An 18,307-nucleotide genomic window follows, 5' to 3' on the forward strand; every position below is an offset into this window, starting at 1 on the left:
GCGGGCCCTAGCGCACATAGGCGTCTTCCTCACCGCCGGAGTTGAGTTCGATTTCGCCGCGCCCGGCCATTTCGAGCGCGAGGTCGGTAATGGCGCGGCGCGCTTCCGCCACGTCGCGGGCCGAGGCCGGCTCGCTGGACGACAGTTCCTGCTCGACCATGCGGCGCACGCGCGAACCGAGCGATTGCAGGATGATCTCGCGGAACTCCGCATCCGTGCCCTTGAGCGCCAGCACCGTCTTGTCGTTCGGCACCTGGTCGAACAGCGAGGTGCGCGCGCGGGGCGGCAGGTTGATGATGTCGTCGAAGGTGAAGAGCAGGCCCTTGAGGATCTCGGCCGATTTCGGCCGGGTCGAGCTCAGGCTGTTCAGCACGTTCTCCATGTCGTTGCGCTCCATCTTGTTGATGATGTCGGCGATACGGGCATGGGTGTCGGCGCCGGCGTTGCGCGCGAGGTTGACCATGAAGTCCTCATGGATCGTGCTCTCGATGATGCGCATCGTCTCGTCGACGATCGGCTTGAAGGCGAGCATCCGGCGCATGACGCCGTTGCGCATGTCCTCGGGCAGGTGGCTGAGCACCTTGGCGGCGCAGGCCGGCTTCACCTTGGAGAGCACCAGCGCGGCGATCTGCGGGTGCTCCTTCATGATGTAGGTCGCGATGGTGCCTTCCGAGACGCCGGAGATGCGGTCCCAGATCGAATGGTTCGCCGCGCCCAAGACATCGTTCATGATCTCGCTGATCTGGTCGGGCGGCAGCACGCCGGCGAGCAGACGTTCGACATCACTCGCCGAGCCGCCGACATTGGCGCCGGCAACGAACTGGGTGGCGAATTCCTCGATGGCCATTTCCACCTGGGAGGTGGTCACGGGGCGCATCTCGGCGATGGTACGGGTGATGAGGCGGATTTCTTCCGGCTCGAAATGCTTCATCAGGCGCGCCGCGGCGGGCTTGCCCATGGTCATGAGCAGCGCGGCGACACGATCGATGCCGTGCAGGGGGCGGTTGCTTACGCTCCGCGTGGCGGCTGCGGCCATTTACGGCTCCGGCGATCAGCGGTTGGAGTCACTGCCCGTCGTCCCGACGATCTCCGTCAGGGAGACGCCGAAGCGCGAATTGTCCTCATCCACCACGACGACCTCGCCGCGGGCCAGGATGCGGCCGTTCACCACCACTTCCACCGGCTCGCCGACGCGGCGGTCAAGCGGGACGATGGCGCCGCGGCCGAGCTTCATGAGGTGAGCGACCGGCATGTTGGCCGAGCCGAGCACGACCTGCATGGTGACCGGCACGCGCAGCAGGGATTCGAGGCCGCGGCCGCCGAAGGTCTCCTCGACGGAGCCGCCGGTGATGGTTTCAGGCGCAAAGGTATCGGTCATGGCTTCACCTTGGGCGAGGGAGTGGAACCGCCGGCCGGGCCGTTACCGGGCTTGGTGCCGGCGGCGGTCTGAGCCTGGTTGAGCTGCCAGAGCAGCGTCTCGGCGTCCTGGATCTTGTGCGACAGGAGGGTGAGCAGCTCGCGGCTGTCATCGTTGAGCAGCGCCATCGCGTTGCGCGCGTGGTGCAGGGCGTTGGCGCTGTCGTCGAGCGCGACGCGATAGTCGCGCTGATAGGCGGAGAGATTGCCAAGCTTGCGGTACATCAGCACGACACAGGTGCTGGTCACCACGAGGGCGACGAACAGCACGGCCTCACCGGGGGAGAATATCATCGAGGAACTCCTGAGCCTGATCGACGGCATCTTCGATACGCAGCACATACGCACCCTCGGCTTGCCCGAGGCTGCACCAGAAGAGCCCCTCCTCGGCGCTCTCCAGCTTGACGCGGCTGCGCGGGGTGGCCTGCAGCGAGAGAACCTGACCAACCTTGAAGTCTGCGGCCTCGCCCAGCGTGATCTCGCGCTGTTCCAGCACGGCGCGCAGCCGCACCTCGGTGCGCTGCACCTCGCCGCGAATGTGCTTGCTCCACACCGGATCGCGCGGCGCTGATTCGCCCGCCGTGGTGCTGGCGAGTTGCTGGCGCATCGGGGTCAGCGCACCCTGCGGGACGAGAATGAACATCTCGCCGCCGCGGTTGATCGCCTGCAGCAGGAACTTGGCGCAGATGGCGAGGTTGTTGCGCCGGCCGATGACGGCGAAGTCCATGCGCGTCTCGTGCCGCTGGAACTTGAAGGTCGCCTTGCTCACCAGCGCGAAGGCGCTCTGCAGCGCCTTGGCCATCTGCTCGAACAGCGCCTGGGCGATTCGCATCTCGATGTTGGAGAAGGAGCGCTCGTCGTCGATCGGCGGCTCGGAGCCGTCGGCCCCGAACAGCACCTCGACCATGGTGAAGATGAAGTCGCGGTCGAAGCCGACGATGAGGTGGCTGTCCCATTCCGGCGAGTGGAACACGCCGACGACGGCCATGCCTTCATAGGCGTCGAGGATGTCGCCGATGCGCCCGCTCTCGACGTCGCTCAGCGAGTAATAGGCCTGCGAGGCGACGAGCTGGCGCAGGCTTTCCGCGCACTGTGTCGCCATGCGGTCGAAGATGACGTTCAGCATCGGCAGCTTGTCGAGGGACAGGCCGGCGGCGTCCAGCAGCAGATTGCGGATGTCGGTGGTGGAGCCGCTCATGGAACCCGTTTGCATGTTCATCGCTTAGGCCGCCTGTGCCTGGGCCATGGAGGAGAGGTTCGGAACGTTGGAGATCGCTTCGGCCTCGACCTCGTCGATGGTCGGGCGCTCGCCAGCGGAGATGGTCTTGCGGCCATGTTCCAGGGCGATCTGCGGCAGCGCGCCGTTCATGTAGGCGATCAGCGACTGCTTCGCGATGATGTAGGGCTGGACCTGCTTCTCTCGCATGATCTTGATGTAGTGCGCCATCGGCCCGAGGATCGCGTAGGAGGCGTAAATGCCGATGAGGGTGCCGACCAGCGCCGACGCGATGTAGCCGCCAAGGATTTCCGGCGACTGGTCGATGGCGCCCATCGCCTTGATGATGCCGAGCACCGCCGCGCAGATGCCGATGGCCGGCATGCCTTCCGCGACCGTGCTGAGTGCTCCGGCTGGCTTGGTCTTGTACTTCTTGATGGTCGAGATTTCCTGTTCCATCAGCCCTTCGATCTCATGCGAGCGGGCATTGCCGATGACAATCAGGCGCGCATAGTCGCAGATGAACCCGGTGAGTTCCTTGTCCTTCAGAATGTCCGGGAAGTGCTGGAACAGCGGGGAATTGGTGGGGTCGTCGATGTGCCCTTCGACCTCGTTGCGCGGCTTGGTGCGCAGCTCGCGCATCAGCGCATAGAGAAGGCCGAGCAGGTGCAGGAAATCCTTGCGCTTGGGCGCCTTGCCCGACAGGGCCTGTCCCATTGCCTTGCCGGTGTCCTTGATCGTCGACATCGGGTTGGCGATGACGAAGGTGGCAAAGGCAATGCCGAAAATGATGACATATTCAAAGGGTTGCCAGATCACCTCGAGATGGCCGCCCATGGCCACGAAGCCACCGCCGATCGAGGCGAAGCCCAGGAAGATGCCAATCAAGATGCCCAAAGCGATACCCCTCCGTTGTTGAGTGAGGGTCTAGGTGGGCAAGGTTGCGTGAGGCTGGCGGGGGGGCAGGGAGGCGGCGCGCCGCTCTTTATGAGGCGCGGCCGGCAGGCCAGCCCGGCGCAAGGTTACTGGGCGAGGGTCAACACCGGACACACGCACGGTGCGCCATGGCCACGACCTACGATTCCTATCGTCTTCTCACGCGCAACATCGACCGGACCCTCAAACTGAAGGCGTCCGAGCCGACGGTGGCGCTTGAGACCAAGCATTACCTCGAGACCATCCCGAAGATTAAGTCGATCGACGACTTCATCAAGAACACCCGCGTGTTCAACTACGCGATGAAGGCGTTCGGTCTCGAGGAAATGGCCTACGCCAAGGCCTATATGCGCAAGGTGCTGACCGAGGGCATCACCGATTCCAAATCCTTCGCCAACCGGCTGAACGACGACCGCTTCACCGCCTTCGCCAAGGCGTTCGACTTCGACAGCTATGGCGCGCTCACCACCTCGCGCTCGGCGACCAAGCAGGAGGTCGCCGACAAATATGTCCGCCAGACGCTGGAAGTGGACGCGGGGGCGGAGAATGAGGGCGTGCGGCTGGCGCTGTACTTCAAGCGCGAGGCGCCGAACGTGTCCTCCGCCTATGGGCTGATGGCGGACGCGGCGCTCTGGAAGGTGGTGAAGACCGTCTATGGCTTTCCCGCCGAGATGGGCAATGCCGACATCGACAAGCAGGCGGCGGCGGTGAAGAAGCGCCTCGACATCGCCTCGCTGAAGGATCCGGTCAAGCTCGACCGGCTGATCCAGCGCTTCACCGCGCGCTGGGACATGGACCAGGCCGCCACCTCGCCGACCCTTGCCCTGTTCAACCGCGGCTATTCCGTCGGTTCGGGCGTCGCCATGTCGCTGCTTTCCCTGAAGTATGGAGGTTGATGCGTGACAAGCATCTATGTCGGCCTGTCGATGCAGATGGCGGCGGAGCGCCGCCTCGCCACCATCGCCGGCAACATCGCCAATGTGAACACGCCCGGCTATCGCGCCGAGGAAGTAAAGTTCGAGACCATGCTTTCGCAGGCGGGCGCAAGCGACGTGGCCTTCGTCTCGGAGGGTGACAGCTACACCTCGCTGAAGCCGGGCAATGTGTCCTACACCGGCAACCCGCTCGACCTTGCCCCGCAGGGCGACGCCTGGTTCGCGGTGCGCGGCCCCTCGGGCCCGCTCTACACCCGTGACGGGCGCTTCCAGCTCGGGCCGAATGGCGGCCTGCGCACGGTGGACAACATGCCCGTGCTCGATTCGAGCGGCACGCAGATCACCATCGATGCCTCCGCCGGGCCGGTGAACATCAGCGCCGATGGCGCGATCACCCAGGCCGGGAACCGGGTTGGCACGGTCGGCCTGTTCACCCTGCCGGCCGGGGCGACGCTGACGCGGCACAGCTCCTCCACCGTCTCTCCGGACCGCCCGGCGAGCCCGGTGCAGGACTATTCCCGCTTCGGCATCCGCCAGGGCTATGTCGAGGGCTCGAACGTCGATCCGATCATGGAGATGACACGGATGATCGCCGTGCAGCGCAGCTTCGAGATGGCGGCGCAGTCGGTGCAGCAGGGCGAGGATTCGACCTCGGAAGCCATCCGCACGCTGGGGCCGTCCTGAGATGAACGCGCTCAGGCGCCTTGAGGCGGCGGTGCAGTCGAGCCTGGTCGAGATCCCGCTGGTGCGCGCGAGTGGCACGGTGCGCGAGGTCGCGCCGACCCATTTCCGCGTCGCCGGCCTGTCGTCCCATCTGCGCCTCGGCGAGTGCGTCTCGGTCGAGGCGGATGGGCGCCGCATCATTGGCGAGGTGGTGCGCCTCGATGGCGACGGCGCGACGGTGAAGCCGTTCGACGAGCGCGTGGCGCTCGGCATGGGCGCCAGCGCCTATAAGAGCGGGCCGCTCTCCTTCCGCCCCGATCCCTCCTGGAAGGGCCGGGTGATCAATGCGCTGGGCCAGCCGCTGGACGGGCAGGGCCCGCTTCTCGTCGGCGATGTCGCCATGCCGCTCGACGCCGACCCGCCGGAGGCGATGAGCCGCTCGCGCATCGACAAGCCGCTGCACACCGGCGTGCGGGTGATCGACCTGTTCACCCCGCTCTGCGAGGGCCAGCGCATCGGCATCTTCGCCGGCTCCGGCGTCGGCAAGTCGACGCTGCTCTCCATGCTGGCGCGTTGCCAGGGCTTCGACACGGTGGTCGTCGCGCTCGTCGGCGAGCGCGGGCGCGAGGTGCGCGAATTTCTCGAAGGCCCGCTGGCGCCGAACCGGCACCGCGCGGTCGTCGTCGTCGCCACCAGCGACGAGAGCCCGATGATGCGCCGCCTCGCGCCGCGCGCCGGCTTCGCGGTGGCCGAGTATTTCCGCGATGCCGGCGACAGCGTGCTGCTGATCGTCGACAGCGTGACGCGCTACGCCCATGCCGCGCGCGACGTGGCGCTGGCGGCCGGCGAGCCCGCCGTGGCGCGCGGCTATGCGCCGAGCGTGTTCAGCACCCTGCCGCGCCTCCTGGAGCGGGCGGGACCGGGGCGCGAGGGCACCGGCTCGATCTCCGCCGTGTTCTCCGTGCTGGTGGATGGCGACGACCATAACGACCCGGTCGCCGACGCCATTCGTGGCACGCTGGACGGGCATATCGTGCTCGACCGCGCCATCGCCGATCAGGGCCGCTTCCCGGCGGTGAACGTGCTGCGCTCGGTCTCGCGCCTCGCCGATCTCGTCTGGACGCCCGAGCAGCGCGAGCTGGTGCGCCGGCTGAAGGGGCTGATCGCCCGCTTCGAGGACACCAAGGATCTCCGGCTCATGGGCGGCTACACGCCCGGCACCGATGCCGAGCTCGACCAGGCCGTGACCGTGGTGCCGCGCATCTATGACGCGCTGCGCCAATACGCCGACTCCCCGCCAAGCGGGGATCCTTTCGCCGAACTCGCCCAAGCCATTCGCGGCTAGGCCATACGTGGCTAGACCATGCGTGGCTAGACCATTCGCGGCTAAGTCCTTCGCAGCTCAGCCATTTTCGGCGGAGCTTCCGGTTCCGAGAGCGAGCGCCAGTTTCGCGCAAGCCACAGCGGCTCATATGCGAGCACGCCCAGTCAGGAGTGAATAGATGAGCCTCTACGGCATGATGCGCACCGGCGTATCCGGTATGTCGGCGCAGTCGAACAAGCTCGGCACCATTGCCGACAACATCGCCAACTCAAACACCGCGGGCTACAAGCGCTCCACCACCGAATTCTCCACCCTGCTGCTGCAGAGCGGCACGGGCGAGTATAATTCCGGCGCGGTGAACACCTCCGTGCGCTATTCGGTCAGCCAGCAGGGGGCGCTCAACTACACGACCTCCGCGACCGATCTCGCCATTCAGGGCAACGGCTTCTTCCTGGTCGCCGATCCCGACGGGACGTCCTATCTCTCGCGCGCCGGTTCCTTCGCCGTGGATGCCTCGACCGGCAATCTGGTGAACACCGCCGGCTTCACGCTGATGGGCTACGACATCACCGCCGGCGACCCGGACGTTGTTCTCAATGGCGCCGGCGCCCTGCAGGCGGTCAAGGTCGCCGATGTGCGCCTCGCGGCCAATCCGAGCCGCATCGGCACCTTCGCGGCGAACCTGCCCTCGGCCGATACTGCCATCGCCGGCGATACCCCGGCCGACAATGCGGCGACCTCGACCTATTCGCAGAAATCCTCGCTCGTCACCTTCGACAATCTCGGCAACGAGGTCACGCTCGACATCTATCTGAGCAAGACCAGCAACGCGCCGATCGAATGGGAGATGACGGTGTTCGACCGCGCCGACGCGCCGGCGACGGGCGACTTTCCCTATACGGCGGCCCCGCTCGCCTCGCAGGCGCTGACCTTCGACAATCTCGGCAACCTGACCTCGACGCCGAGCTTCGCGCTCAACGTGCCGAACGGCCAGACGCTGACGCTCGATCTCACGGGCATGACCCAGCTCGCCGACGGATACACCCCGCTGTCGGCGACGGTGGACGGCAACGCGCCGAGCTCGGTCTCCGGCGTCGAGATTGCCAAGGACGGTGTGGTCTCGGCCATCGACCTGAACGGGCGCAAGTCGCCGCTCTACAAGATCCCGCTCGCCTTCGTCACCAGCCCCGACAAGCTGAACCCGAAGGCCGGCAACGTGTTCGAGACCACCAATGAATCCGGCGCCATCCAGGTCGGCTTCGCCAATGACGGTGGGCTCGGCACGATGATCTCCGGCGCCACCGAACGCTCCAATGTCGACATGGCGAACGAGCTCACCGAGATGATCGCCGCCCAGCGCGACTACACCGCCAATTCCAAGGTGTTCCAGACCGGTTCGGAACTGCTCGACGTCCTGATGAACCTCAAGCGGTGAGGCGTAGATGAGCCTCTCGGTCGCCTTCAACGCCGCCCGGTCCTCGCTGTTCAGCACGTCCTCGCAGATCGAGACGACGGCGCGGAACATTTCGGGGGCCGGTCAGGCCGGCACATCGCGCAAGCTTGCCATCACCACCACCATGGGCGATGGCGGGGCGACCGTGATCAGCGTGTCGCGCGCGAGCGACAACGCGCTCTTCACGCGCATGCTCACCGCCACCTCGCACACCGCCGACAAGCAGGCGTTGCTCAATGGGCTGGAGCGGCTGCAGACGACCGTGGGCGATCCCGAATCCGACGCCTCCCCGGCGGCGCGCCTCGGCGCGCTGTCCGATGCGCTGGCGCAATATGCCAACATGCCGGACGACCCTTCTATCGCCGGCGAGGTGGTGGTCAAGGCACAGTATCTGGCGACCTCGCTGAACACGGCGGCCGATGCCGTGCACAAGGTGCGCACCGACGCGGACACCGCGATGGCGCGCTCGGTCAGCCGCGTCAACGACCTGCTGAAGCAGTTCGAGGTGGAGAACACCACCGTCGTGCGTGGTACGGCGATCGGCGCGGATGTGACCGACGCGATGGACCGGCGCGACACGCTGCTCGCCTCGCTCGCCGAGGAAATGGGCGTTACCGCGATCAGCCGCGGCAATAACGACATGCTGATCTACACCGATGGCGGCGCGACCCTCTTCGAGACACGCCCGCGCACGGTGAGCTTCACCACCACGCCCGTCCTCACCGCCGGCATGACCGGCCGGGCGGTGATGGTCGATGGCGTCAGCGTCACCGGCGACGACGCCACCATGCCGCTGCGCTCGGGCCGGCTGGTCGGCCTCGCCGAACTGCGCGACCGCACTAGCGTGGTGTTCGAGAACCAGCTCGATCAGATGGCGCAGGGGCTGATGAGCGCCTTCGCCGAGATCGACCACACCGGCGGCGGCGCGCCCGACATGCCGGGCCTGTTCACCGACGGTTCGGGCACGCTCCCGGCCACCTCCACCGGTGCGGCGAGCCGCATCGCGGTCAACCCGGCCGTCGACAACGCGCAGGGCGGCACGCTGACCCTGCTGCGCGACGGCGGCATCAACGGCGCGGCCTATGAGGCAAACGCGACCGGTGCCGCCAGCTTCGCCGATGAAATCCGCCGGCTGCACACCAGTGTCTCGGCGGTGCGCACCTTCGATCCGGCCGCGGAGATCGGCAGCTCGGCGAGCCTCGCCGATTTCGGCCAGGCCTCCGTCGGCTGGCTGGAGGGCGCCCGCCAGGCGGCTTCCACCAAGGCGGAGAGCGAGAAGGCGCTGCTGGCGCATGCCTCCGACGCGCTGTCCAACGCTACCGGCATCAATATGGACGACGAATATGCCCGCCAGCTCGAGCTGGAGCGCAGCTATCAGGCGTCGTCCAAGCTGATCGCGATCATCAACGATCTCTACGACACCTTGCTGCAGGCGGTGCGCTGATGCGAACGACCTTCATCTCCACCCTCACGCTGATGAATTCGCCGCGCAACGCGCTGCCGCGCCTGCAATCCGAACTTGCCGATGCGAGCAAGGAGCTGACCACCGGCCGGCGCGCCGATCTCGGCCTGTCGCTCGGCGTCGGCACGGCGGAAAGCGTGCGGCTGCGGGCCGAGGACGCCTCGGTTCGCCGCTATTTCGACGGCAACTCGGCGATGGCCGCGCAGCTTGAGCGCACCCAGGCGACGCTCGACGACATGCGCACCCAGGCCGACAAGTTCCAGCAGATGCTGTCGAGCATCTCCGATGCCGACGGCGCCGCGTCCGTGCTGCAGCAGCAGGCGGGGGGCTTTCTCGATGCCCTGACCTCGACGCTGAACCTGACCGATGGCCGGCGCTATCTGTTCGGCGGCATCAATAGCGGGCAGAAGCCGATCAATAATCTGGACGAGGGCCCCGGCGCGGCAATCGTGACCGCGTTCAACACGCGCTTCGGCATCGACCCGTCCGATCCGGCCACCGGCAACATTCCCGCTGCCGACCTCGAGAATTTCATCGACAACGAGTTCGCCGCGATGTTCGAGGAGCCGGGCTGGAGCGCCACCTGGTCGGACGCGTCGAGCACCAATCTGCGCAGCAGCATCTCGCCGCTCGAGCGCATCGAGACCTCCGCCAACGCCAATGAACCAGCCATGCGCAAGCTTGCGATGGCATACACGATGGTGGCGGCGCTGGGGACCGAACATCTCAAGGGCTCCGCGCTGGCGATGGTCATGGACAAGGCGCGCTCGCTCACCGGCACCGGCACGAGCGAGCTTATCTCGATCAGCACGCGGCTCGGCACCTCGCAGAACCGTATCGAGGCGGCGAATTCGCTGATGCAGCGCGGGCTCGACACCATCGGCAAGCGCATCGATAAGCTGGAATCCGTGGATCCCGCGGAAGCCAAGACGAAGCTGGATATGATCTCTACCCAGATCGAGATGTCCTACTCGCTGACGGCGCGAATACTGAAAATGTCCATCATGAACTACGTCTGATCGGAAGGGTCGCCACATGTATCGCTTCACCTATGCCGAGATCCTGGGAGACTCCGGTGTCGAGGGGCGCGAGGAAGAGCGGCTTGCGCTCGACCATGCGCTGGCTCTGCTGACCAAGGCCCAGGAAAACGGCCCTTCCTCGCCCGAAGCCGCCCAGGCGGTGCTCTATCTCCAGAAGCTCTGGGGGTTCCTCATCCGCGACCTCTCCGATCCGCATAACGAGCTGGCCGAGACGCTGCGCGGCAACCTGATCTCCATCGGGCTCTGGGTCATCAAGGAGGCGGATCAGATCATGCAGGAACGCTCCACCAACTTCTCCGGCCTCATCGAGGTCAATCGTTCCATCCGTGATGGCCTGATGTGAGGCGCTGCCCATGCTGATTTCGCTGAAACCCGGTGAACGCATTTTCCTCAACGGGGCGGTGATCCGCGTCGACCGCAAGGTGACGATCGAGCTGCTCAACGACGTCGCCTTCCTGATGGAAAGTCACGTCCTGCAGGTCGAGGACACCACCACCCCGATGCGCCAGCTCTATTTCGTGGTGCAGACCATGCTGATCGAGCCCCGCAAGATGGAGGCGGCGCAGGCCGTGTTCACGCAGCAGCTCGCCGGGCTGATGACCAGCTTCAACAATGACTCGATGGTGACCGCGCTCGCGCAGGTCGGCGAGCTCGTCGAAGCCGGCCGACTTTTCGAGGCGCTGCGGGTGATCCGCCGCCTGTTCATGATCGAGGCGGCCATTCTCGCCACCGACGCGCCCAAGGCGGCGTGAGGAGAGCTCCATGACATCGGTTAACCCGCTCGCCTCGACGGGCACGGCCTCGGCCGCGTCCGCCGCCGCCAAGCCGCAGACGCTCGACTACACGGCGTTCCTCCAGCTCCTCATCGCCCAGATGAAGAACCAGGATCCGACGGAGCCGATGGACACGGCGCAGTATATGGGCCAGCTCGCCTCCTTCTCGCAGGTCGAGCAGAGCATATCGGCCAACGCCAAGCTCGACTCGCTGCTGACCTCCTCCTCGCTGCAGATCGCCGACGCCGCCATCGGCCGGACGGTGACCAGCGCCGACGGCACGGTTTCCGGCACGGTCACCTCGGTGCGCATCGCGGCCGATGCACCCATGGCCATGCTCGCCGACGGGCGCGAAGTCGCGCTCACCTCCGGCGTGCGGATGTCCTGAGAATGAACGAGGTCGATGCGCTCGATGTCGTCCAGTCGGCGATCTGGACGATCATCGTCGCCTCGGGGCCCGCGGTGGCCGCCGCCATGCTGGTGGGCGTTGCCATCGCCCTGTTCCAGGCGCTGACGCAGATCCAGGAGGTCACGCTGACCTTCATCCCGAAGATCATCGCCGTTCTCGTGGTTTCCGCCCTCACCGCCACCTTCATCGGCCAGCAGATCCTCGCCTTCACTGAGGAGGTCTATGGCCGCATCGGCACCGGATTCTGATGCGTCATGACCGATCTCACCGCCACCTCCGCCGGGACTGAGCCCAAATCACGCCGCGATATCGGCTTCGCCGTCGGCGTCGTCGCCATCCTCGCGGTGCTGTTCCTGCCGATCCCGCCGGCGCTGATCGATTTCGGCCTCGCTCTGTCGATCGCCGTGTCGGTGCTGATCCTCATGGTGTCGCTGTGGATCCAGAAGCCGCTTGAGTTCTCCGCCTTCCCGACCGTGCTGCTGATCGCGACGCTCTTGCGCCTCGCGCTCGGCATCGCCACGACGCGCCTCATCCTCGCCCATGGCGCGGACGGGGTGCATTCGGCCGGTCACATCATTTCCGGCTTCTCGCAGCTGGTGATGGGTGGCGACTTCGTCATCGGCATCGTGGTGTTCGTGATCCTGATCACGGTCAACTTCCTCGTCATCACCAAGGGCGCGACGCGCATCGCGGAAGTCGGCGCGCGCTTCACCCTCGATGCCATCCCCGGCAAGCAGATGGCGATCGACGCCGATCTCAACGCCGGCCTCATCGACGACAAGCAGGCGCAGCTGCGCCGCTCCGAGCTGGAAGAGGAAAGCTCCTTCTTCGGCTCGATGGACGGCGCCTCGAAATTCGTGCGCGGCGAGGCGGTCGCCGGCCTCATCATCATTGCCGTCAACATCTTCGGCGGCATCATCATCGGCGTGACGCGCCACGGCCTGCCGCTGGGCGAGGCGGCGGACATCTTCACCCGCCTCTCGGTCGGTGACGGCCTCGTCTCGCAGATCCCCGCCCTGATCGTCTCGCTCGCTGCCGGCCTGCTGGTGTCGAAGGGCGGCACGCGCGGTTCGACCGACAAGGCGGTGCTCGGCCAGCTCGGCGCCTATCCGCGCGCGCTCTACGTCGCGGCCAGCCTGATGTTCGGCCTGGCGCTGGTGCCGGGCCTGCCCTTCCTGCCCTTCGCGGCGCTGGGCGGTGTGATGGCCTTTGTCGGCTACCAGGTGCCGCTGCACCTCGCCCGGCAGAAGGAGATGGCGCGCGCCCAGGAAGCCGAGGCACAGAAGGCCATCGCCGCCGATATCAAGGATTCGGTCAAGGAGACGCTGCGTACGGCGGAAATCGAGATCGCCGTCGGCAAGCAGCTCGCCACCGTCGTCATGCGCAATCCCGGCGAGCTTGCCCACCGCATCGGCAAGATGCGGCGCAAATTCGCCGAGCGCTATGGCTTCGTGGTGCCGGACATCAAGGTGACCGAGGCGCTCAACGTCCCCGGCAAGTCCTACCAGATCCGCATGCACGGCACCGTCGTCTCCTCCTTCGAGATGCGCATCGGCGAATTGCTGGTGGTGGTCGGCGAGGGCCCGCGCCCGGACGTGCCGGGCGACGATGTACGCGAGCCGGCCTTCGGCATGAAGGCGCTCTGGGTCTCGGAGGCCTACACCACGGAGGTGAAGCGCGAGGGCTTCGCCGCCATCGACGCGCTGTCGATCATGCTGACCCATGCCAGCGAGGTCGTCTCCAACAATCTGGCGCAGCTCCTGTCCTACAAGGACATGCGCGCGCTGCTCGACCGGCTCGACCCCGAGTACAAGCGGCTGATCGAGGACATCTGCCCGGCGCAGATCTCCTATTCCGGCCTTCAGGCCGTGCTGAAGCTGCTGCTGGCCGAGCGCGTCTCGGTGCGCAACCTCCACCTCATCCTCGAAGCGGTGGCCGAAATCGTGCCGCATGCCCGGCGCTCGGAGCAGGTGGTCGAGCATGTGCGCATGCGCATGGCGCAGCAGATCTGCGGCGATCTTTCCGAGGGCGGCCATCTCAATGTGCTGCGTCTTGGCGGTAAATGGGATCTCACCTTCCATGAGAGCCTGAAGCGCGATTCCAAGGGCGAGGTCGCCGAGTTCGACATCGACCCGCGCCTCGTCGAGCAGTTCGGCGCGGAAGCCTCGACGGCGATCCGCGAGCGGATGAAGACCGCCGGCAGCTTCGCCCTGGTCACTGCCCCGGATGCGCGGCCCTATGTGCGCATGATCATTGAGCGCATGTTCCCCTCGCTGCCGGTGCTCTCCCATGTCGAGATCGCGCGCGGCGCCGAGATACGCTCGCTCGGAGCCATCTCATGATGTCGCAGGCGGACGCGCTGATCGTCCCCGGCTTCCTGATCTTCTGCCGCATCGGCGCCTGCTTCATGCTGATGCCCGGCTTCGCCAGCGCCCGCCTGCCGATGAAGGTGCGGCTGTTCCTCGCGCTCGGCGTCTCGCTCGCCCTGCTGCCCCTGCTGGAACAGCGCGTTGTCGTCGCGCTGTCGGGCGCGCGGCTGTCGGACTTTCTGCTTGCCATTGCCAGCGAACTGGCGACCGGAGGCATCATCGGCCTGCTGGCTCGCATCTTCGTGCTGTCCTTCCAGACGCTCACCACGGCGGCCGCCCAGTCGATCGGCGTCGCCATGCCGGCGGGCATGACCATCGAAGACGAGCAGATGCCGGAAATCACCATTCTGCTCAGCGTCGGCGCCGTCGTGCTGATCTTCGCTACCGGTCAGCACTGGGAGATCATCCGGGCGCTGGTGGATTCCTATGGCCGCATCCCCCCGGCCCAGGCGCTGAACGCCGGCGGCGTGCTCACCCAGGCGGTGGACCAGCTGTCCGCCACCTTCGTGCTGGCACTGCGGCTGGCGAGCCCCTTCCTGATCTATTCGGTGATCGTGAACCTCGCCGTCGGCATCACCAACAAGCTGACGCCCCAGATTCCCGTCTACTTCATCGCCATGCCCTTCGTGACGCTGGGCGGCCTGCTGCTGCTCTACGCCATCGCCGACGACATGCTGGCCATGTTCATCGACGCCTTCGGCGTGTGGATGAAAGCTGGCTGACATGAAGGACCGGCTGGCCAAGCTCAAGCGGATCGAGGCGTTGCAGACCCGCCTGCAGCAGCGGGCGGACCATGAGCTGATCCGCCTCCAGCGCGGCCTTGCCGAGGCCGAGGCGAATCGGCGCGAGGTCATGGCGGTGCTGAACGACGAATGGCTGGCGCCGATCGTGGTCAGCTTCGTGTCGCGCCGGCTCAAGGTGATCGACGGCGAGATCGACCAGCTCAACGCCGCCATCGAGACGCAGAAGGCCATCGCCCTGCGCGAAGCGATGCGGCTGAAGCGCGCCGAGCGCTCGACCGGCGCGGCGCGCGAGGATGTGCGCGCGCATGAGGATCGCCTGGCACTGGATGAGGCGCTCGAAGCGAGCGTTCTCCGGGCGGGCGCAAGCTTCCCACCAGCCTGATTTGCGAGCCTGCAACCGTCGAATTCCACACGGTGCGGCACATGAGCATTCAACTCCCTTCGGACCTCATTCTCGATGTCGTCAAGGCGGCCGATCCGCAGAAGGCGCAGGCGATAGCCACGCGCCTGCGGCAGGCGTCCGCGGCCAACCCGGCCACGCTGCCGGCCGACGCGATGAGCTTCGATGCGGCGTTGGCCAATAGCTCAACGGCGCTCGCGCCGGCGCGGGCCCTGCCTATGGAAGGCCTGAGCCCGCTGGCCGGCACCTCCTCGCTGGCGCTGCGCAACGCCACCGCTCTTTCCGACAAGCCGACCGGCGCGACCCCGGAAGCCTATCGCCGCTTCGAGTCGATGGTGCTGAGCGGTTTCGTCGACTCCATCCTGCCCGAGGCCAAGGCCTCGTTGTTCGGCTCCGGCACCGCCGGCCAGGTGTGGCGCTCCATGCTCGCCGAGCGCATCGCCGACGAGGTCGCCAAGCATGGCGGCGTTGGCCTTGCCGAGCGCATCGCCGGTTCGGCCACCCGTGGCGCTGCCAATTTAGCCGTGCAGTCCGCCGGGCTCGCCGGTGACACCACCGGAGTGCGCTCATGACCGCTATGTCCTTCAACGTCTCGGCGCCGACCCCGGCCACGTTGCTGCTTGGCCTCCTCGACCGTCTTGAGGACGCCATCGAGCAGGAGAGCGAGGCGCTGCGTCGCCGGCTGCCGCTCGATTTCGACGAGATGAACCGGCGCAAGAGCCGCAGCCTGCTGGAGCTCAGCCGCGCCGCGCGCGCGCTGCCGGCGGCGCTCGACGGCACCGCGCTGGAGCGTCTGGCGAAGCTCCGCGGCAAGCTGCTGCGCAATCAGGAGCTGCTCGCGCTGCATCTCGCTGCCGCCCAGGAGGTCGCCTCCATTCTCGGCGCCGCGCTGCGCGATGCCGAGTCGGACGGCACCTACTCGATCTCCCTCGCGACACGGTATGGCGCGTGATGTTCAAGGTGCTGCTCATCGGCCTCTGGGTCTGCGTGGTGACGCTGCTGTCGAGCTATGGCGGGGTCTACTGGGCGTCCGGCCAAGGCGCCAAGGCGGAAGAGGAACCCTTCCTCGCCGGCCTTGAATATCGCCGGCTCGACGCGATCAACGTGCCCATGATCATCGACGGCAGCGTGCGCGGCTATGTGGTCGCCAAGCTGGTCTACACCGCCGATGCCGGCACGCTCCGCAAGATCTCGATCGATCCGCAGGTGTTCGTCACCAACGCCGCCTTCGATGAGATCTACATGAATGGCCGCATCGAGTTCGGCAAGATGTCAAAGTACAATCTTGCCGACATGCTCGGGAACGTGAAGAATCGAGCCAACAAGCAACTGAATGGCGATGTTGTTCAGGAAGTGCTCGTCGACTCTGTCAATTACATCGACAAGAGCGAAATACGTGCGCTCGTCGACAAATCCGCCGCCAAAACAAATCCGCCACCTCGCGGCAAAGCTGAACCCGCGACCCACTGACGTATCAATTGGAATATCCCAAATGAAGATCACCGGCAAAATCTATGCGATCGTCGCGGTGCTCGGCCTGTCCACCTTCACCGTCGGGGGCCTTGCGCTCTACGCTCTGAACACACAGGACCAGCTCTCCAGCGAACTTGACCGCTATTCCCAGCGGGCCTTCCTCGCCGAACGGATGAACGGGCTCATCAGCACGGTCGTCATGGACGCGCGCGGCACCTACATGGCCGAAAGCGTGGAGAAGGCAAAGCCGTTCTCCGCCGGCATGCTGAAGACCCTCGATCAGCTCAACGCCACTCTGACCCATGCAAAGTCGGTGACCGAAGGCACTGACGATCTCGGCCTCTCGGAGGTCGCCTCCGACCTCGCGAAGTTCGTCACCTTCCGCAAGGAGACCGCGCGCCTCGCCGTCGAGGAAGGTCCGAAGGCCGCCAACGAGCAGGGTAACAACGAGGCGAACCGCGCCAACCGCAAGGCGCTGCAGGCCTCGCTCGCCACCCATGTCGAGCAGGTCCGCGCCCGCCTCGAGCCGCTCCGCCAGGAGGCCGTCGAGACCGGCCAGTGGGCCCGGCAGATGATCATCACCACCACCATCCTCGGCCTGCTGATCGGCATCGGCGGCGCGCTCTTCATCGGCGTGTACACGCTGAGCCGCCCGATCCGCCGCGTCAGCGAGACCCTGAAGTCGGTGGCCGGTGGCAAGCTCGACGTCGAGGTCGAGGCCAATCCGGGCGCCGACGAAGTGGGCGATCTGTGGCGTTCCACCGCCGATCTTCTCGGCACCATCCGCGAGGCCGAGGCCATGCGGGCCGAGCAGACCGCGCAGGCCGAGCGCCTCGAGGTCGAGAAGCGCGTCGCCATGCGCCAGCTCGCCGAGCAGTTCGACAGCGAGGTTTCGGGCGTCGTGCGCTCGGTGGCCGCCGCCGTCAGCCAGCTTGAGCACTCCGCCTCCAGCATGAACAAGTCGGCGGACGAGACCTCGCGTCAGTCCACCGTGGTCGCTGCGGCGGCCGAGCAGGCGACCAGCAACGTGCAGATCGCCGCCTCCGCCGCCGAGGAACTCGCCGCCTCGGTGCGCGAGATCGGCTCGCAGGTCTCCACCGCCGCCAAGATCGCCGGCGAGGCGACCGACCAGGCCAGCGGGACCGCCGAAGTGGTGCGTGGCCTCGCCGCCAGCGCCCAGCGCATCGGCCAGGTGGTGAACCTCATCACCGATATCGCCTCGCAGACCAACCTCCTCGCGCTCAACGCCACCATCGAGGCGGCGCGTGCGGGTGAAGCGGGCCGCGGCTTCGCGGTGGTCGCGATGGAAGTGAAGACGCTGGCCGAGCAGACCTCCAAGGCGACCGACGAGATCTCCTCGCAGATCGCCGCCGTCCAGGGTGCCACCAACGACGTCGTCAAGGCGATCGAGGGCATCTCCGGCACCATCCGTCGCATCGACGAGATCTCGACCGCCATCGCCACCTCGATCGACGAGCAGGGCGCGGCGACCGGCGAGATCGCCCAGAACGTGCATCAGGCGGCCCAGGGCACGCAGGAGGTTTCCTCCAGCATCGCCACGGTCAGCTCCGCCGCCGCCGATACCGGCCGTGTCTCCAACGAGATCGTCCGCTCCGCGGCCGACCTGTCCGCCCAGGCCGATCGCCTGCGCACCCAGGTCGACACCTTCGTCAACCGTGTTCGCGCGGCCTGATC

22 protein-coding genes are annotated in these 18,307 nt (G+C 66.5%); 17 read left to right on the plus strand and 5 right to left on the minus strand.

What is annotated here, in order from left to right; all coding sequences use genetic code 11:
• Window positions 1-7 precede the first annotated feature (7 nt).
• From OU996_RS08435 to motA, 5 genes are read right to left on the minus strand one after another with little or no spacing between them, the layout of a single operon-like run.
• Entirely contained in the window at window positions 8-1,036 is a 1,029-nt protein-coding gene (locus tag OU996_RS08435) for a flagellar motor switch protein FliG (RefSeq protein ID WP_267585151.1), read from the minus strand.
• Window positions 1,037-1,051: 15 nt separating this feature from the next.
• Complete coding sequence (gene fliN / locus OU996_RS08440) at window positions 1,052-1,378, minus strand: flagellar motor switch protein FliN (protein ID WP_267585152.1); 327 nt, start codon at window positions 1,376-1,378, stop codon at window positions 1,052-1,054.
• Window positions 1,375-1,710 (minus strand): hypothetical protein, encoded by a 336-nt coding sequence (locus OU996_RS08445; protein WP_267585153.1) that lies wholly within the window; start codon window positions 1,708-1,710, stop codon window positions 1,375-1,377. The genes fliN and OU996_RS08445 overlap by 4 nt, the downstream gene beginning before the upstream one ends.
• The gene (locus OU996_RS08450) at window positions 1,691-2,629 is read right to left on the minus strand and encodes a flagellar motor switch protein FliM (protein WP_420712723.1); all 939 of its coding nucleotides are present in this window, start codon (window positions 2,627-2,629) and stop codon (window positions 1,691-1,693) included. The genes OU996_RS08445 and OU996_RS08450 overlap by 20 nt, the downstream gene beginning before the upstream one ends.
• A 9-nt stretch (window positions 2,630-2,638) precedes the next feature.
• Complete coding sequence (gene motA, locus OU996_RS08455; RefSeq protein WP_267585155.1) at window positions 2,639-3,529, minus strand: flagellar motor stator protein MotA; 891 nt, start codon at window positions 3,527-3,529, stop codon at window positions 2,639-2,641.
• Between the two features lie 167 nt (window positions 3,530-3,696).
• On the opposite strand from motA, the gene OU996_RS08460 reads away from it, so the two are divergent.
• The 17 genes from OU996_RS08460 to OU996_RS08540 all read left to right on the plus strand — a co-directional run bounded on the left by OU996_RS08460 (window position 3,697) and on the right by OU996_RS08540 (window position 18,305).
• Entirely contained in the window at window positions 3,697-4,464 is a 768-nt protein-coding gene (locus OU996_RS08460) for a DUF1217 domain-containing protein (RefSeq protein WP_267585156.1), read from the plus strand.
• A gap of 3 nt (window positions 4,465-4,467) precedes the next feature.
• Window positions 4,468-5,187 carry a flagellar basal-body rod protein FlgF gene (gene flgF / locus OU996_RS08465; RefSeq protein ID WP_267585157.1) on the plus strand — a complete coding sequence of 240 codons (720 nt, stop codon included), beginning with the start codon at window positions 4,468-4,470 and terminating at the stop codon, window positions 5,185-5,187.
• A gap of 1 nt (window position 5,188) precedes the next feature.
• Complete coding sequence (gene fliI / locus OU996_RS08470; protein ID WP_267585158.1) at window positions 5,189-6,511, plus strand: flagellar protein export ATPase FliI; 1,323 nt, start codon at window positions 5,189-5,191, stop codon at window positions 6,509-6,511.
• A 157-nt stretch (window positions 6,512-6,668) separates the two neighbouring features.
• A complete protein-coding gene (locus OU996_RS08475; RefSeq protein WP_267585159.1) occupies window positions 6,669-7,925 on the plus strand; it encodes a flagellar hook protein FlgE in 1,257 nt (418 codons plus the stop codon).
• 7 nt (window positions 7,926-7,932) lie between these two features.
• Window positions 7,933-9,387 (plus strand): flagellar hook-associated protein FlgK, encoded by a 1,455-nt coding sequence (gene flgK, locus OU996_RS08480; RefSeq protein ID WP_267585160.1) that lies wholly within the window; start codon window positions 7,933-7,935, stop codon window positions 9,385-9,387.
• The gene (locus OU996_RS08485) at window positions 9,387-10,424 is read left to right on the plus strand and encodes a flagellar hook-associated family protein (protein ID WP_267585161.1); all 1,038 of its coding nucleotides are present in this window, start codon (window positions 9,387-9,389) and stop codon (window positions 10,422-10,424) included. Before flgK ends, OU996_RS08485 begins: the two co-directional genes overlap by 1 nt.
• A 16-nt stretch (window positions 10,425-10,440) precedes the next feature.
• On the plus strand, window positions 10,441-10,788 hold the full coding sequence (gene flaF / locus OU996_RS08490; RefSeq protein ID WP_267585162.1) for a flagellar biosynthesis regulator FlaF: 348 nt from the start codon (window positions 10,441-10,443) through the stop codon (window positions 10,786-10,788).
• A 10-nt stretch (window positions 10,789-10,798) separates the two neighbouring features.
• The gene (gene flbT, locus OU996_RS08495) at window positions 10,799-11,197 is read left to right on the plus strand and encodes a flagellar biosynthesis repressor FlbT (RefSeq protein WP_267585163.1); all 399 of its coding nucleotides are present in this window, start codon (window positions 10,799-10,801) and stop codon (window positions 11,195-11,197) included.
• Window positions 11,198-11,207: 10 nt separating this feature from the next.
• On the plus strand, window positions 11,208-11,606 hold the full coding sequence (flgD, locus tag OU996_RS08500) for a flagellar hook assembly protein FlgD (protein WP_267585164.1): 399 nt from the start codon (window positions 11,208-11,210) through the stop codon (window positions 11,604-11,606).
• 2 nt (window positions 11,607-11,608) lie between these two features.
• Window positions 11,609-11,875: a flagellar biosynthesis protein FliQ gene (gene fliQ, locus OU996_RS08505; RefSeq protein WP_267585165.1), complete on the plus strand. Its 267-nt coding sequence runs from the start codon at window positions 11,609-11,611 to the stop codon at window positions 11,873-11,875.
• Window positions 11,876-11,881: 6 nt separating this feature from the next.
• Complete coding sequence (gene flhA, locus OU996_RS08510; protein ID WP_267585166.1) at window positions 11,882-13,969, plus strand: flagellar biosynthesis protein FlhA; 2,088 nt, start codon at window positions 11,882-11,884, stop codon at window positions 13,967-13,969.
• Window positions 13,966-14,718: a flagellar biosynthetic protein FliR gene (locus OU996_RS08515; protein ID WP_267585167.1), complete on the plus strand. Its 753-nt coding sequence runs from the start codon at window positions 13,966-13,968 to the stop codon at window positions 14,716-14,718. Before flhA ends, OU996_RS08515 begins: the two co-directional genes overlap by 4 nt.
• A gap of 1 nt (window position 14,719) precedes the next feature.
• Window positions 14,720-15,121, plus strand: a complete 402-nt coding sequence (locus tag OU996_RS08520) for a hypothetical protein (protein ID WP_267585168.1) — start codon at window positions 14,720-14,722, stop codon at window positions 15,119-15,121.
• 41 nt (window positions 15,122-15,162) lie between these two features.
• Entirely contained in the window at window positions 15,163-15,711 is a 549-nt protein-coding gene (locus OU996_RS08525; protein ID WP_267585169.1) for a rod-binding protein, read from the plus strand.
• Window positions 15,708-16,091, plus strand: coding sequence for a hypothetical protein (locus OU996_RS08530; protein ID WP_267585170.1), 384 nt, complete (start codon window positions 15,708-15,710; stop codon window positions 16,089-16,091). Before OU996_RS08525 ends, OU996_RS08530 begins: the two co-directional genes overlap by 4 nt.
• Complete coding sequence (locus OU996_RS08535) at window positions 16,091-16,609, plus strand: hypothetical protein (RefSeq protein WP_267585171.1); 519 nt, start codon at window positions 16,091-16,093, stop codon at window positions 16,607-16,609. Before OU996_RS08530 ends, OU996_RS08535 begins: the two co-directional genes overlap by 1 nt.
• Window positions 16,610-16,631: 22 nt before the next feature.
• Window positions 16,632-18,305 carry a methyl-accepting chemotaxis protein gene (locus OU996_RS08540; protein WP_267585172.1) on the plus strand — a complete coding sequence of 558 codons (1,674 nt, stop codon included), beginning with the start codon at window positions 16,632-16,634 and terminating at the stop codon, window positions 18,303-18,305.
• Window positions 18,306-18,307: the final 2 nt, after the last annotated feature.

It is taken from the genome of Ancylobacter sp. SL191, assembly GCF_026625645.1.
In the GTDB taxonomy this organism is placed as follows: Bacteria; Pseudomonadota; Alphaproteobacteria; order Rhizobiales; family Xanthobacteraceae; genus Ancylobacter.